Source organism: Viridibacillus sp. d25.2, from assembly GCF_055456015.2.
In genome coordinates this window covers 1,598,205-1,611,809 of record NZ_CM196652.1, presented here as the reverse complement: position 1 = coordinate 1,611,809, position 13,605 = coordinate 1,598,205, and the positions used below count along the sequence as shown (strand labels likewise).

General features: G+C 36.7%; 20 protein-coding genes. 2 read left to right on the top strand and 18 right to left on the bottom strand.

Annotation, left to right across the window (positions count from 1 at the left end; genetic code table 11):
• Positions 1-16 precede the first annotated feature (16 nt).
• The 18 genes from ACZLO7_RS07975 to ACZLO7_RS07890 all read right to left on the bottom strand — a co-directional run bounded on the left by ACZLO7_RS07975 (position 17) and on the right by ACZLO7_RS07890 (position 12,025).
• The gene (locus ACZLO7_RS07975) at positions 17-901 is read right to left on the bottom strand and encodes a polyprenyl synthetase family protein (RefSeq protein WP_464940288.1); all 885 of its coding nucleotides are present in this window, start codon (positions 899-901) and stop codon (positions 17-19) included.
• Positions 898-1,140 carry an exodeoxyribonuclease VII small subunit gene (locus tag ACZLO7_RS07970; RefSeq protein WP_464940287.1) on the bottom strand — a complete coding sequence of 81 codons (243 nt, stop codon included), beginning with the start codon at positions 1,138-1,140 and terminating at the stop codon, positions 898-900. Before ACZLO7_RS07970 ends, ACZLO7_RS07975 begins: the two co-directional genes overlap by 4 nt.
• Positions 1,140-2,498, bottom strand: coding sequence for an exodeoxyribonuclease VII large subunit (gene xseA / locus ACZLO7_RS07965; RefSeq protein WP_464940286.1), 1,359 nt, complete (start codon positions 2,496-2,498; stop codon positions 1,140-1,142). Before xseA ends, ACZLO7_RS07970 begins: the two co-directional genes overlap by 1 nt.
• 109 nt (positions 2,499-2,607) lie before the next feature.
• Positions 2,608-3,468, bottom strand: a complete 861-nt coding sequence (gene folD, locus ACZLO7_RS07960) for a bifunctional methylenetetrahydrofolate dehydrogenase/methenyltetrahydrofolate cyclohydrolase FolD (protein ID WP_464940285.1) — start codon at positions 3,466-3,468, stop codon at positions 2,608-2,610.
• Between the two features lie 35 nt (positions 3,469-3,503).
• The gene (gene nusB / locus ACZLO7_RS07955; RefSeq protein WP_464940284.1) at positions 3,504-3,881 is read right to left on the bottom strand and encodes a transcription antitermination factor NusB; all 378 of its coding nucleotides are present in this window, start codon (positions 3,879-3,881) and stop codon (positions 3,504-3,506) included.
• A 219-nt stretch (positions 3,882-4,100) separates the two neighbouring features.
• Positions 4,101-4,508, bottom strand: coding sequence for an Asp23/Gls24 family envelope stress response protein (locus ACZLO7_RS07950; RefSeq protein ID WP_464940283.1), 408 nt, complete (start codon positions 4,506-4,508; stop codon positions 4,101-4,103).
• Positions 4,509-4,524: 16 nt separating this feature from the next.
• On the bottom strand, positions 4,525-5,880 hold the full coding sequence (gene accC / locus ACZLO7_RS07945; protein ID WP_464940282.1) for an acetyl-CoA carboxylase biotin carboxylase subunit: 1,356 nt from the start codon (positions 5,878-5,880) through the stop codon (positions 4,525-4,527).
• A 15-nt stretch (positions 5,881-5,895) separates the two neighbouring features.
• The gene (gene accB / locus ACZLO7_RS07940; protein ID WP_464940281.1) at positions 5,896-6,387 is read right to left on the bottom strand and encodes an acetyl-CoA carboxylase biotin carboxyl carrier protein; all 492 of its coding nucleotides are present in this window, start codon (positions 6,385-6,387) and stop codon (positions 5,896-5,898) included.
• A gap of 119 nt (positions 6,388-6,506) precedes the next feature.
• The gene (locus ACZLO7_RS07935; protein WP_464940280.1) at positions 6,507-7,055 is read right to left on the bottom strand and encodes a SpoIIIAH-like family protein; all 549 of its coding nucleotides are present in this window, start codon (positions 7,053-7,055) and stop codon (positions 6,507-6,509) included.
• Positions 7,052-7,489 carry a SpoIIIAG-related protein gene (locus tag ACZLO7_RS07930; RefSeq protein ID WP_464940279.1) on the bottom strand — a complete coding sequence of 146 codons (438 nt, stop codon included), beginning with the start codon at positions 7,487-7,489 and terminating at the stop codon, positions 7,052-7,054. The genes ACZLO7_RS07935 and ACZLO7_RS07930 overlap by 4 nt, the downstream gene beginning before the upstream one ends.
• Positions 7,490-7,580: 91 nt before the next feature.
• Positions 7,581-7,730 carry a hypothetical protein gene (locus tag ACZLO7_RS07925; RefSeq protein ID WP_464940278.1) on the bottom strand — a complete coding sequence of 50 codons (150 nt, stop codon included), beginning with the start codon at positions 7,728-7,730 and terminating at the stop codon, positions 7,581-7,583.
• A gap of 10 nt (positions 7,731-7,740) precedes the next feature.
• On the bottom strand, positions 7,741-8,649 hold the full coding sequence (locus ACZLO7_RS07920) for a stage III sporulation protein AE (RefSeq protein ID WP_464940277.1): 909 nt from the start codon (positions 8,647-8,649) through the stop codon (positions 7,741-7,743).
• Between the two features lie 88 nt (positions 8,650-8,737).
• Complete coding sequence (locus ACZLO7_RS07915) at positions 8,738-9,112, bottom strand: hypothetical protein (protein ID WP_464940276.1); 375 nt, start codon at positions 9,110-9,112, stop codon at positions 8,738-8,740.
• Positions 9,113-9,116: 4 nt separating this feature from the next.
• Positions 9,117-9,359, bottom strand: coding sequence for a SpoIIIAC/SpoIIIAD family protein (locus tag ACZLO7_RS07910; protein ID WP_464940275.1), 243 nt, complete (start codon positions 9,357-9,359; stop codon positions 9,117-9,119).
• A gap of 100 nt (positions 9,360-9,459) precedes the next feature.
• Positions 9,460-10,017, bottom strand: coding sequence for an elongation factor P (efp, locus tag ACZLO7_RS07905; RefSeq protein ID WP_464940274.1), 558 nt, complete (start codon positions 10,015-10,017; stop codon positions 9,460-9,462).
• Between the two features lie 21 nt (positions 10,018-10,038).
• A complete protein-coding gene (locus ACZLO7_RS07900) occupies positions 10,039-11,100 on the bottom strand; it encodes a M24 family metallopeptidase (protein ID WP_464940273.1) in 1,062 nt (353 codons plus the stop codon).
• 18 nt (positions 11,101-11,118) lie between these two features.
• Entirely contained in the window at positions 11,119-11,547 is a 429-nt protein-coding gene (gene aroQ / locus ACZLO7_RS07895) for a type II 3-dehydroquinate dehydratase (protein ID WP_464940272.1), read from the bottom strand.
• Positions 11,548-11,575: 28 nt separating this feature from the next.
• Entirely contained in the window at positions 11,576-12,025 is a 450-nt protein-coding gene (locus ACZLO7_RS07890; RefSeq protein ID WP_464940271.1) for a hypothetical protein, read from the bottom strand.
• A gap of 181 nt (positions 12,026-12,206) precedes the next feature.
• Here ACZLO7_RS07890 and ACZLO7_RS07885 point away from each other — a divergent pair, with 181 nt between their 5' ends.
• Both ACZLO7_RS07885 and ACZLO7_RS07880 read left to right on the top strand, forming a co-directional pair.
• Complete coding sequence (locus ACZLO7_RS07885) at positions 12,207-13,085, top strand: DUF1385 domain-containing protein (RefSeq protein WP_464940337.1); 879 nt, start codon at positions 12,207-12,209, stop codon at positions 13,083-13,085.
• A gap of 112 nt (positions 13,086-13,197) precedes the next feature.
• The gene (locus ACZLO7_RS07880; RefSeq protein WP_464940270.1) at positions 13,198-13,593 is read left to right on the top strand and encodes a DUF3139 domain-containing protein; all 396 of its coding nucleotides are present in this window, start codon (positions 13,198-13,200) and stop codon (positions 13,591-13,593) included.
• Positions 13,594-13,605: the final 12 nt, after the last annotated feature.

The window sequence follows — 13,605 nt, the reverse complement described above, 5'->3', positions numbered from 1 at the left end:
CAAACTAAAACGGCCATTACTTGTTACGATGAACAATATAATCAGCTAAGTCTTTTAGTAGACTGCTTTCCGAAGGCAGTTTTTCAAGCGCTTTTATCGCAAGGTTGTAATGCTCATGCAACTTTTCTTTGGCGCCTGGTAATGTAAGGAGTGCGGGGTAAGTACTTTTATCACTTGCAACGTCTTTACCAGCTGTTTTCCCTAGCTGTTCTGTTGTACCTTCAATGTCTAAAATATCGTCTTGAATTTGGAATGCAAGACCGATATGATGCGCATATTCCACTAAGATTGCACGTTCTTCTTCTGTGGCATTTGCTATAATGGCACCTGACTCAATACTAAAACGAAGAAGAGCTCCTGTTTTGTTGACATGAACTTTTTCTAGTTCTGACAATGTTAATTGTTTTGTTTCGCCTTCGATATCTAGGATCTGTCCTCCGACCATACCTTCAGCTCCAGCTGCTTCACTTAATTTATCTACTAACAGTAAACGTGATACCGGCGGAATTTGTTGCATACGAGCAAGTATACCAAATGATAGTGTATTAAGAGCATCTCCAGCTAGTGTTGCAAATGCATCTCCATATACTTTATGGTTTGTTAATTTGCCTCTGCGGTAATCATCATTGTCCATGCTCGGTAGATCATCATGAATCAGTGAATACGTATGAATCATTTCAATGACAGCACCTACAGTAAACCCATCATCATTGCGAACATTGAAATGGTCCATAACAGCAAGTACAAAAAGTGGTCTTACTCTTTTACCACCTGCATTTAATGAATAAAGCATGGATTCTTTTAACACTGCTGGCGCTTCAATATTCTTAACCAGTTCTTGCATACGTTTTTCAACTGTTGGTATATTGGTTGCCATAAATTCTTTTAAAAGCTCTGTCATTTACTTTGTCCCTCTTCCCCTGTTGGTTTAAAAGGCTTTTCGTTGCCATTGTCATCCATAATCGAGATCAGTTGCTGCTCTGCATTTTGTAATTGGTCGTGGCAAAACTGGGATAATTTCATCCCTTTTTTATATAAATCTATTGCATCTTCTAAAGCTACTTCACCTTGTTCAAGTTGATGAACGATTTCTTCTAGTTGTTCGATTGACTTAGCAAAAGATTGTTTCTTTTCAGCCATTATTCTTCTCCCCTCGCTTTCATTGTTATGGACGTAATTTCAGCATTCGCCTGACCATCTGGAAAATGAATAGTCAAATTTTGTTTTTCTTCTATTTGCTGTACTGATTTTACTACTTTTCCGTCTTGATAAACGATGCTATATCCACGGTTCATGATTGTTAAAGGATTTAAAGCTTCTAAAGTACGAATGATGGACCTGAATGCATCTTGTTGCTTATTGATTGATTGCACCACACTTTTATCAAGCTGCGTGCTCAATCTTGCTACATGTTGCTGTTTATATCTCACTTCTTGTAGTGGCGTATTCATTTGTACACGATTTGCTAATTGTTGCAAAATTGCCTGCTTATCTTTGATATAGTTCGTCATTTGTGCTTGTAACTGCTCATCTGTACGACTTAACTTCTCTACAAACGGACGAAATAGACGGTCTGGATACGCAATCGGATAAGATTTCTGTAACCGCTCTAATTGACTTCTTTCATGTCGAATTCGCGATTGTGTCAGTTGAAATAGTTGTGACCTCCGTGTCAATAAATGCTTCACTAAATCTTCGCTATTCGGTACAGCCTTTTTTGCAGCGGCTGTAGGCGTCGCTGCCCGCCAGTCTGATACGTGGTCCGCAATCGTAGTATCTGTTTCGTGTCCGACACCACTAATGACAGGTATGTCACTTTCAAAAATGGCTCTAGCAACAATCTCTTCATTAAACGCCCAAAGGTCCTCAATTGAACCTCCACCACGTCCGACAATTAAAACATCGATTTCTTCCATAAGGTTAGCTTGCTTTATTGCTTTTACAATACTAGGTGCTGCTTGTTCTCCTTGCACGAGTGCAGGGAAAATCACAACATCTGCTAGAGCGTAATGTTGCGTAATCGTTGTACAAATATCTCGTATGGCTGCTCCAGTTGGCGCTGTAACAACACCAATTTTGCGTGGGAATGTTGGTATCGCTTTTTTATGACTTTCATCAAACAATCCCTCTTTTAAGAGTTTTGCTTGTAGTTGTTCAAAGGCGATATGTAAACTGCCTATACCGTCTGGTTCCATTGATACTGCATACAACTGATAACGTCCACTACCTTCATAGACATTTACATCTCCACGAATAAAAACCTTCATGCCATTTTCAGGTTCAAATTTCAGACGACTGGCACTTTTCGCAAACATCACAGCTGCAATTTGTGTTTTCTCATCTTTCAATGTGAAATAAATATGGCCAGATCCTGTATGTTTTTTAACATTTGATAGTTCTCCTTTTACAAAAACATCACGTAAGTGAGGATCAGCATCAAATTTCTTTTTAATATACTTTGTTAGTGCTTGGACAGATAAATAAGGTGTACTTGTCAACAGCCTCAGACTCCTTATCCGAACGTTTTATCAAAAATTTGATTTCATAAAAAAAGCTGTCTTTCATCAGAAAAACAGCTTCTGCGTTACTATTTTACCTGTTTTGAGCTCATTTGTCTTGAGTAAACTTCTTTTTCGCCGATTGCAATGTATTAAATAACAACATTGTAATCGTCATCGGGCCAACACCTTTAGGTACGGGTGTGATTGCTGATACTTTATCAATAACTGAATCAAAATCAACATCGCCGCAAAGTTTATTATTTTCGTCGCGGTTAATACCTACATCAATAACAACAGCGCCTTCTTTTACATGCTCAGCACCAATCATTTTCGCACGACCTGTGGCAACTACTAAAATATCAGCTTGTGTAGTCATTGCAGCTAGATTAGGAGTTTTAGAGTGACAATAAGTCACTGTTGCGTCTTTTTGTAGTAATAGTTGTCCCATTGGAACACCTACAATATGGCTTCGTCCAACGATGACAGCGTGTTTACCTGCAACGTCTATATTCGCATATTCTAATAACTTCATCACACCATACGGCGTACAAGGTAAATAAGTTGGTTGACCAAGCATCATTTTCCCTACGCTTTCTGGATGGAAGCCATCTACATCCTTCTCAGGAGAAATAGCTGCGATGATGTTTTGTTCATCAATGTGTTTTGGAAGTGGTAATTGTACTAAAATGCCGTCAATTGCTGAATCAGCATTTAGTCTGTCAATTTCGCTTAATAATGTTTCTTCTGAAATATCTGCTGATAACTCGATAAGTACTGAGTGAATACCCATTTGCTCGCATGATTTCTGTTTGTTTGAAACGTATGTTTTAGAAGCTGGATTGTCCCCTACTAATATAACTGCTAGACCTGGTGTAATACCTTGTTCTTTTAAATCATTCACTTCTTGTTGAATAGATCGTCGAATTGTATCTCCAATTTCTTTACCATTAATTAGCTTACCTGACATTATTAATAACACTCCCAAATTTAATTTAGAATTTATTATTTTGCGTATTTTGATAATACGCCGTTTACAAAGCGGCTAGATTTCTCATCGCCATATGTTTTACTTAACTCAATAGCTTCGTTTAAAACGACATTCTTCGGTGTTTCAGGTGTATATAAAATTTCATAAACCGCTAAGCGTAAAATTGTACGTTCAATTTTCGCTAAGCGAGGTAATGACCAATTTTCTAATTTTCCAACTAAAGATTCGTCGATTTCTTCCATGTGTAAAACAGTACCTTGTACTATTTGTTCGAAGAATGGCGAACTCTCTTCACCTACGATATGTTCAATCGCCTCTGTAACTGTTAACTCTGTATTTTCTAGTTGAAAAAGTACTTGTATCGCTTTTTCACGCGCTTCTCGTCGCTTCATTTATATAGTTCTCCTTTATACTACTACATTGGGGAGATTCTGACATATTGCCTATGCAAAACAGGGCAATATGTTCAAAATAAACCCGAAATGTGAAGTGTTTCATTAAATATGCATGTAGCATTATCTTATCACATTTTTCGATTCAATTCATTGATTCCATTAACTTTTGAATAGTCAGAAAAAGCACCACTCCCTAAGAAGTGGTGCTTTTTGACATTATTCAGTTTTTGCATCGTTCACTTGATCAAATTGAATGCCGGTAATATGTACATTTACCTCTTGTGTTGAAAGAGATGTCATATTAAAGATAGCTTCACGGATCTGGGTCTGAACTTGATGCGCAACTTTCGCAACAGATGCACCATATTGCACGAAGCAATAAACATCTACGATTAAGCCCGTCTCAGTCCATTCGGTTTTAATACCTTTCCCATGAACCTTTTTACCGAATTTTTCTACTACGCCTGTAGCAAAGTTTCCTCTTGTACCAGAAACGCCCTCTACTTCTGTAGTAGCAATTCCTGCAATAACTTCAATAACTTCAGGCGCTACTTCAATCTTACCTAACTCCTCTTTACCAGCGGGAGTACTTTGCGGTAATGATTGTATGACTTTTTCAGCCATAGAATTCGCCCCTTTCTTATGAATTCATGACGTCATTTTCTTCAAGGAATTTCGTATTGAAATCACCTTTTTTGAATACCTCATGATCCATTAATTTTGCGTGGAAAGGAATTGTTGTTTGAATTCCTGGTCCTTCAACAATGAACTCACCTAATGCGCGTTTCATCTTAGCAATTGCTTCTTCACGTGTATCTGCATGTACAATCAATTTTGCAACCATTGAATCGTAGAACGGAGGAATACTATATCCTGGATACATAGCAGAGTCGATACGGACTCCGTAACCACCTGGTGCTATATAGTCTTCTACTTTACCCGGTGAAGGCATAAAGTTTTTAGACGGATTTTCTGCATTGATACGACATTCCATCGCCCAACCATTCACTTTCACATCTTCTTGTTTATACACCAATTTCTCGCCTGAAGCAATCTTAAGTTGTTGTTGAACTAGGTCAATACCTGTAATCATTTCAGTTACTGGATGCTCTACTTGAATACGTGTATTCATTTCCATGAAGTAGAACTTGTCTTGATGATAATCAAAAATGAATTCTACCGTACCAGCACCGCGGTATCCACAAGCTAGTGCAGCTTTAACTGCAGCTTCACCCATCTCGGCACGACGTTCTTCAGAAAGTGCAGGAGACGGAGCTTCTTCAACAAGTTTTTGCATACGACGTTGAACTGTACAATCACGTTCACCTAGGTGAATTGTATTGCCATAGTTGTCCGCTAATATTTGAATTTCACAGTGACGGAAATCCTCAATGAATTTTTCTAAGTATACGCCTGGGTTACCGAATGCTGCAGCCGCTTCTTTTTGAGTGATTTGAACACCTTTAATCAATTCTTCTTCAGTGCGTGCTACACGGATCCCTTTACCACCACCACCGGCAGTTGCTTTAATGATAACTGGGTATCCAATACCTTTGGCAACTTCCGCTGCTTCAGTTGCATCTGCTACGATACCAGCTGAACCAGGAACTGTTGGTACACCCGCTTTAATCATTGAATCTTTTGCTATATCTTTAATACCCATCATCTTGATGGCGTCAGAAGTCGGTCCAATAAAAGTAATGCCTGCATCTTCACAAGCCTCTGCAAAACTAGCATTCTCTGCTAAGAAGCCATACCCTGGGTGAATTCCATCACAGCCAGTTTTTTGAGCAACACTTAAAATACTACTAATTTTCAAGTAACTGTCACTTGAAAGTTTTGGTCCGATGCAATATGCTTCGTCAGCTAATTGAACGTGAAGTGCATCACGATCCGCTTCTGAATACACCGCTACAGACTGAATATCTAATTCTTTACAAGCGCGAATAATACGTACCGCGATTTCTCCACGGTTTGCAATTAATACTTTTTTCATTTGGATAGGCCTCCCTTAGTTCTCTTTTACTAGGAACAGAGGTTGACCGTATTCAACTAAATCGCCGTCTTTAACAAGAATTTCAACGATTTCGCCATTCACTTCTGCTTCGATTTCATTAAATAATTTCATTGCTTCAACGATACATACTACTGCTTCCTCGCCGACTTTATCTCCAACTTTTACAAAAGCTGGTGATTCAGGGTTTGGAGCTTGATAGAAAGTTCCTACCATTGGTGAAGTGATTTTGTATAATGATGCATCAATAGCTACTACTGGCGCTGCTTCAGCAACTACAGTCGGCGCTGCTACTGGTGCTGTTGGAGCCACGACTGGTGTTGGCGTTGCTACTGGAGCTACTTTTACTACTGGCGCTTCAGTTACAACTGCCACACCGCCATTTTTTTTAAGTTTAACTTTTGTATCTGCTACCTCATAAACGAACTCGTCAATTGAAGATGAATCTACTAGTTTAATAATCTCTCGGATTTCCTGAATTTTCAACATACATTACTCCCCTTAATTTCGTGAAATATAATACACTATTTATTCTATCTTGTTTTGGGGTTTTTTTAAATAGATAATTGAAAATAGGAATTACTCAAGATTATATCGCCCTTTTTTCGTTAAAAAGACTCAGATTTAACATCAACTACTACTTCACCAGCTGTAGGTATCTCTTTTTTTACAGTGTAAATAATTTCATCAGCTTTAGATTTTGATAATTCGGCAGACTGTACTGTAACACGAATTCGATCATCTTCAGCTTTTACAAATGCATCTGAATAGCCTAAAGTTTTAATAAGCATTTCTAACATCGCTTCATTAGATTCCTTCTTTGTAATAACATCGATCTCATTATACGCTTCATTCTTTTCTTCAGCCGTATTCTTTTCAGAAGCTGCTTTTAGCGTTAGTGTTTTTTTCAATTGACTACGTTCATTTAGTAACTCCATACGCATTTCTTCAAATAAGTCACTCTGTGCTGTGACAGGTGTTTTATCATTACCTGTTAGTTTAGCAATATCATCAACTGCGGTATTAGTTAACGTTCTATCTGAGAATATTTTCAGTCCATTAAATGGTTGTGCTGGATTCATTAGGTAGTACACTGAAATTACAGCTGCTAAACTCAATAATGTTAAAAACCAAACCGCTCTCTTTTTTACTCTCATTTTATTTCCCCTCTCTTTTCCATAGGCATTACCACAATTCGGTGTGCTGGTATTTCCAGCACTTTTGTCAGCGTAATTACTAATTCATTCTTTACCTCGATGTCACTCGCTCCTTCCGCAACAACTAATACTCCAGTTATTTGACCACTTTCTTGTCCAGCTGTATTAGACCAGCTGAAATAATTCTCTAAGGATGTAGAATCTTTTTTTACATCTTGTGCCGTTTGTCCACCTGCATAAAAATAGAGCTCAACTTTTCCAACTTTGTCAATCCTAGATAAAATGGTCGCTAGCTGTTCCGCTTCATTAGTTGATACATTTTCTCCTTTAGACGATGTTTTCATAGGGTTTTCATTATTATATGAAAGCATGCCCACGATAATGATGACAATTGCCATCAATATTCCTACATAGTAAATTGACGTCTTTTTCATATTCTGCACCGCCCGAGCTAGTCATCCCCCTCTTCACATCTTTCCTGTTATCTACTTCATTGTATGAAGCACAACCCTAATCTATGAGATACTAACGCCAAAAATTAAAAACAAACTGTAAAACCCATATTGCAACGATTATTTTCAATAGAATAACCCACTCTTCCGGTTCTTCTAGTAGCAAACTTACAATTTTACCAACGAATATAATGACGACTAAACCAAGTAAAAATGCTTCCACAACCCCAATCCTATCCTTCTTGTATTTGTAGTTTCAGAAGTATAACTGCTAAAATTGCAGTGAAAAAGAAAGCAAATGCGATAATAAAAGATACTGCACACAAAACAAATAGTGTTTTACCTATATCATCTAAAAAACTTGCAATATCTTTATCCGAAAAAGGCTCCATTAATGCAGACAGGAACCGAAAACTTAGTCCTGTCATTAAAATTTTTAATGTTGGAATGATAGCAGCAGTAAATATACCTATCATTAAGCCTGTACTCGTTACCGTTGCGGTAGTAGATGAATATTTTCTAAAAGTACTTAAACTCTCAGTTATGAAAGAACCTATAAACGGAATATTTTGTTGGATCATCTTCTTTAAAGGTCCGAGTGCAGCTCCGGTAAAAGATACTGAAACTACACTATTCATTACTAAAAACATCGAATAGCACATGACCGTAGCTGAAACGACACTTAATACAAGTACTCGTATAAAATCAGCCATTCTTGCAAAAGATATCTCGGGCATAAAACGCGATAGAAAATCAAAAATCAAGGATGCCGTTAACAAAGGGATTAACCACCGCCCCGTCAAAAATACTGCAAATTGAATGAGTAATAATAGCATAGGATGCCACGCCATTAATGACATAGCACCAGCTGAAATGGCCATTGCAGACATTAATATTGGATAAAGGGCACTAAAGAATGCAATCATATTCTCAGATAATGCCTGCATCATAGTAAAGGATTGATAAACAGGCTTTAATGTAGTAGTAAGTATAGCGATAAAAAAGAACACCCTTGTCCACTCTTTAAATTGCGGCATTATAAAATTTAATATTAAAAAAAGTATTGCGTAAAAAAGCAATGAAACGAGTGCAAATAATGTGTCTTTGAAGGGAGCGACCAAAATCTCCTGTAACCAATCCAATCTTACCCTCCTATCTTTATTGACGTTTATCCAAAATTTCTTCATCTATTAAATTAAGTTTGTCCATAAAATTGACAATCTTCATCTGCTAAGGCTCTATTAAACGTTGCCAAATTGAAAATAATTCAATTATCTCTTTTAACCAAAGAGATAAAATAATCAGTTTTACCGCTGTATGTGATAATAAGGCAAGTGCTTCATAATCCTGGTCCGTTAAATGTTGTGACACGGCCGTTGAAACGAAATATATAAATGCACTGCCTAGAATGAGCGATAAATATGGAATCTCAATTGGAAATGCATGCAATAACCTTTGAAAAAACGGGATGAATAAACGCATTAATAAAAAGCTCATTAATAAGAAAAAAAACACCGTATATAAGACACGATGCAGTACAGGAATTGCCATTTGAATGAACATTAAAAGAATTAGCATAATCACAGCGTAAAATAATATCGTCATAAGCTTAGGTAGCCGTTAACCATTGGAAGAAGGTAAGAATTTCATCAAAGAACAAACGTAAAAAATGAAGTAATTCCGCTGCGATATACATATAGGCTAGAAAATAAAGAAAAAAAGAAAACTCCTTTTTGCCGGTTTGTTCAAAAAAGATATGTAAAAGCGCTATCACAAGTCCAATTCCGGCTATGCGAAGAATGTCCTGAAGTTCCGTAGCTGTCCCTCCTCTTGTATAACTTAATCTATGCAAGGTCAGAGGAAGATATGAGTTCTATTCATACAAACATTCGAAAACAAAAAAAGACCCTAATAGCATAAGCTATAAGGGTCTCTTATAAAAAAAGGCTAAATTAGCCACGAGATACATATGAACCTTCATCAGTGTTAATAACTAATTTGTCACCAACGTTAACGAAGAATGGTACTTGAACAACTAATCCAGTTTGAACTTTTGCTGGTTTAGAACCACCTGAAGCAGTATCACCTTTAATACCTGGTTCAGTTTCAATTACTTCTAGAACAACTGTATTCGGAAGATCTACACCAAGGATTTCTCCTTCGTAAGACATGATTGAAACTTCCATGTTCTCTAGTAAGAATTTTAATTCATCTTTAATTTGGTTTTCAGTTAATTCAATTTGGTCATAAGTTTCAGTGTTCATGAACACATAATTATCACCTGAAGCATATAGATATTGCATTTTATTGTTGTCAATTTGAGCTTTTTCTACTTTTTCACCTGCACGGAAAGTTTTTTCCATTACTGAACCGTTACGTAGGTTACGAAGTTTTGATCGTACAAATGCTGCACCTTTACCAGGTTTTACGTGTTGGAAATCAAGTACACGGAAAAGTCCACCGTCTACTACGATTGTTAGGCCTGTACGAAAATCGTTTACTGAAATCATGAATGTTCCTCCAATATTACTTTATAAAATGATTAATTCTTTTGTGGAATGAGTTAGTTTTTCATTACCTGTCTCTGTGATTAATGTATCGTCCTCAATACGGACACCACCGATTCCTGGTAGATAAATACCAGGTTCACATGTCACAACCATACCTGGTTCTAAAACAGTAGATGAACGGAATGATAATCCAGGACCTTCATGTACTTCTAAACCAATTCCATGACCTGTTGAGTGGCCAAATGCCTCACCATATCCATGTGCTTTAATATAATCACGTGTCACTGCATCAGCTTCAATACCTGTCATACCTGGTTTAAATTGGGCTAATCCAAGTAACTCAGCATTTAATACAATGTTGTAAATTTCCTTCAATTGATCTGAAGGCTCTCCAACTGCAACTGTACGTGTTGTATCAGAGATATAGCCATTATAGAGCGCACCAAAATCTAAAGTGACAAAATCACCATTTTCTATTATTTTATCAGTTGCAACGCCATGTGGCAATGCCGAGCGTACACCTGATGCAACAATTATATCAAAAGAAGATGAAGTCGCTCCTTGTTTTCGCATAAAGAATTCCAGTTCATTTGATACTTCTAACTCTGTTTTGCCTGCTTTAATAAATGTTAGTATATGCTCGAATGCCGCATCCGCTATTTCACAAGCGACCTTTATAATATTAATCTCTTGTTCGGTCTTAATCAAGCGGATTTTTTCTACTAAACCTGATACACCGACTAAATCGGTTTTTAGATGTTTCGAATATACTTCAAAAGTGCTATAACTAACGTCTTCTTTCTCAAATGCTAATGTTTTGATTCCCATCTCTTGTACTTGATTAGCAATTTCTTCAATGATTGTAGCTTGGTGTTGTACAATTCGATAATGTTGCACTTGTTTTGCAGCTTGTTCAGTGTATCGGAAATCTGTAATAAATACTGCATCATTTTGAGAAACAATTGCTACTCCAGAAGTTCCAGTAAAATCTGTCATGTAACGGCGATTATAGTCATTTGTAATAAGTATTGCATCAAGCCCCTGTTCTTGTAATGCTACTCTTAATTTTTTTAGTTTCTCCATAATAATCAAAGCCCCCCGTTATTTTTCTAAAAACATGCGTAATGCAAGTTGATAACCCTTAGTCCCTAATCCCGAAATTTGTCCCACACACTCTGGCGCTAGATATGAATGGTGACGGAATTCTTCACGTTTATGTATATTCGAGATATGCACCTCTATGACAGGTACATTTACAGCGGCAATGGCATCGCGTATTGCCACGCTTGTATGTGTATATGCACCTGGATTAAAGACAATGCCTGCAGTTTCAGTGTCTTCAGCGTCATGAATCCAGTCTATCAACTGTCCTTCATGATTCGATTGCTTTAACTCAATTGTGGCACCAAACTCGCCTGCTAGCTTTTGAAGGTCATTTTCTATTTCTTGAAGAGTTTCCGAGCCATATATACCTGGTTCTCTCTTGCCTAATCGATTTAAATTAGGTCCATTTAAACATAAGTACTTCATATCTCTCCTCCTTCCCAATGTGATGAATTTATTCTACCACATCAGTATTATAAGGCATTTTACTTCGGGAGTCTAAACTTTCTGCTTTTTTATGATACATAGCTGTTTCTACTATAAAACGTAAGTGCATAGCAATTATTGCGAAGATTGGAATCGATACTTTTTTTAACTCTACCGTACCGAACATCCACCACTGTAACCCAAAAATCACAATGATACTCAGCCCAATCGCCGCAATATCCGCTCGAATAGCTATACATAGTTGGCTTAAATAAAAAATTATTATTGCTAAAACAAACAACATGATTGCTAATGTAGTCCATTTAAATAATGGCGTATGTCCACTAAATAAATGCCATCGCTTAGACCAACCAATTGGACTCCAATGAATTATGGAAAATAGTTTTAGAAATCGCAGACAAACCGTGAATGAAATAGCACTTAAAACTGATGTCCAAAACAAGACATGAATTTTCAAAACACAACACTCCTTTTTCACAAGCATTGCCTCATTTTCAAAAGCTATTCTTTTCCTAGAGCTTTTTTATAATTTTTAGTACAATAGAAACAGTTGAATATACAAAAAGAGAGCGGTGGAGCAAGTGAAGGATCAACCTCAGACTCCGATTTACGGGGGGCAAGCACTGATTGAGGGCGTAATGATGGGCGGTAAAGAACATACTGTTTCCGCAATCCGCCGTAATGATGACTCAATTGAATATTTCCATGTTAAAAAAGAGAAAAAGCCAGCACTTCAACGGTTAAAGAAAATTCCATTTATTCGAGGAATAGTTGCTATTATTGAATCTGCTGCTAATGGCTCCAAGCACTTGCAATTTGCCGGTGATCGTTATGATGTAAATCCAGGCGAAGAAGTAGAAGAATCGACTGAAGAAGGTTCGAAGCTACAAATGATATTAGGTGTAGCTGCAATCGGCGTACTATCATTTCTTTTCGGTAAATTTATTTTCACATTAATCCCTGTATTTTTGGCACAACTACTTCATACTTGGTTTCCAGGAAAAGTAGCACAAATTTTGTTAGAGAGCGGTTTTAAATTAGTATTGCTACTTAGCTATATTTATTTTGTATCTCTGACTCCACTTATTAAACGTGTATTCCAATATCACGGCTCTGAACATAAGGTCATAAACTGTTATGAAAACGGTCTACCTTTAACTGTAGAAAATGTACAAGCGCAGTCTCGTTTACACTACCGTTGTGGTAGTAGTTTTATGTTATTTACAGTTATCGTAGGTATGTTCATCTACTTCCTAGTACCAACAGATCCGTTTTGGTTAAGAATTGTAGATCGTATTTTATTAATTCCAGTTGTACTTGGAGTGGCTTTTGAAGTTCTACAGTGGACAAATGCTTGTCGTAATGTACCAGTACTACGCTATTTAGGTTATCCTGGATTATGGCTACAACTACTTACAACAAAAGAACCGAAAGACGATCAAGTAGAAGTCGCTATCGCTTCATTTAATAAATTATTAGAAATCGAGAAAGACCCTAAGAATATAACAGTAAATTAACAAAAAACGCAGAAGAGCTCAGTGAGTTCTTCTGCGTTTCTATTTTTGCCCAAAAACAACATTTACATAAATGTATTTATTTGGTATATTTTAATAAAGGAGGTTCTTTAGATTGAAGAAAAGACTCTTTCTTATTTTTGCTGTGGTTTTATTTATTAGTAGTCTATCCTCTCTATATTTATTAGTTATTATAAAGGGCAATCCTTATACGAAACTTCTAGTACAATATCATATGAATAAACATATGGATAGAAATGAGATCACTAAAGATATGCTAATTCCAGATAACTCTGGTTACTTAGAACCCAAACAAGTAATTCACAAAGATTATTATCAAGGGTTATATCAATTGGAATTCAAAGATGAACCTCAAATTACTTATTATTACGGACTACATAAAGAAGATAAAACAATCATTCAATTTTGCAAAGAGAATCCACTAGTTGTTCGTCCCTTTAAAAAGGCAAAACATAGTGAAGAAATTTGCGCAAATGCCTATAAGAAATAAAATAAAACTGCG

Coding starts and splice junctions, on each gene's coding strand:
- folD (WP_464940285.1), bottom strand. CDS start 3,468: ATGTCAGGTAAGCTAATTAATGGTAAAGAAATTGGAGATACAATTCGA.
- accC (WP_464940282.1), bottom strand. CDS start 5,880: ATGAAAAAAGTATTAATTGCAAACCGTGGAGAAATCGCGGTACGTATT.
- ACZLO7_RS07915 (WP_464940276.1), bottom strand. CDS start 9,112: ATGACGATATTATTTTACGCTGTGATTATGCTAATTCTTTTAATGTTC.
- nusB (WP_464940284.1), bottom strand. CDS start 3,881: ATGAAGCGACGAGAAGCGCGTGAAAAAGCGATACAAGTACTTTTTCAA.
- accB (WP_464940281.1), bottom strand. CDS start 6,387: ATGTTGAAAATTCAGGAAATCCGAGAGATTATTAAACTAGTAGATTCA.
- ACZLO7_RS07930 (WP_464940279.1), bottom strand. CDS start 7,489: ATGAAAAAGACGTCAATTTACTATGTAGGAATATTGATGGCAATTGTC.
- ACZLO7_RS07885 (WP_464940337.1), top strand. CDS start 12,207: ATGATGGGCGGTAAAGAACATACTGTTTCCGCAATCCGCCGTAATGAT.
- ACZLO7_RS07975 (WP_464940288.1), bottom strand. CDS start 901: ATGACAGAGCTTTTAAAAGAATTTATGGCAACCAATATACCAACAGTT.
- ACZLO7_RS07970 (WP_464940287.1), bottom strand. CDS start 1,140: ATGGCTGAAAAGAAACAATCTTTTGCTAAGTCAATCGAACAACTAGAA.
- aroQ (WP_464940272.1), bottom strand. CDS start 11,547: ATGAAGTACTTATGTTTAAATGGACCTAATTTAAATCGATTAGGCAAG.
- ACZLO7_RS07950 (WP_464940283.1), bottom strand. CDS start 4,508: ATGGCTGAAAAAGTCATACAATCATTACCGCAAAGTACTCCCGCTGGT.
- ACZLO7_RS07935 (WP_464940280.1), bottom strand. CDS start 7,055: ATGAGAGTAAAAAAGAGAGCGGTTTGGTTTTTAACATTATTGAGTTTA.
- efp (WP_464940274.1), bottom strand. CDS start 10,017: ATGATTTCAGTAAACGATTTTCGTACAGGCCTAACAATCGTAGTAGAC.
- ACZLO7_RS07900 (WP_464940273.1), bottom strand. CDS start 11,100: ATGGAGAAACTAAAAAAATTAAGAGTAGCATTACAAGAACAGGGGCTT.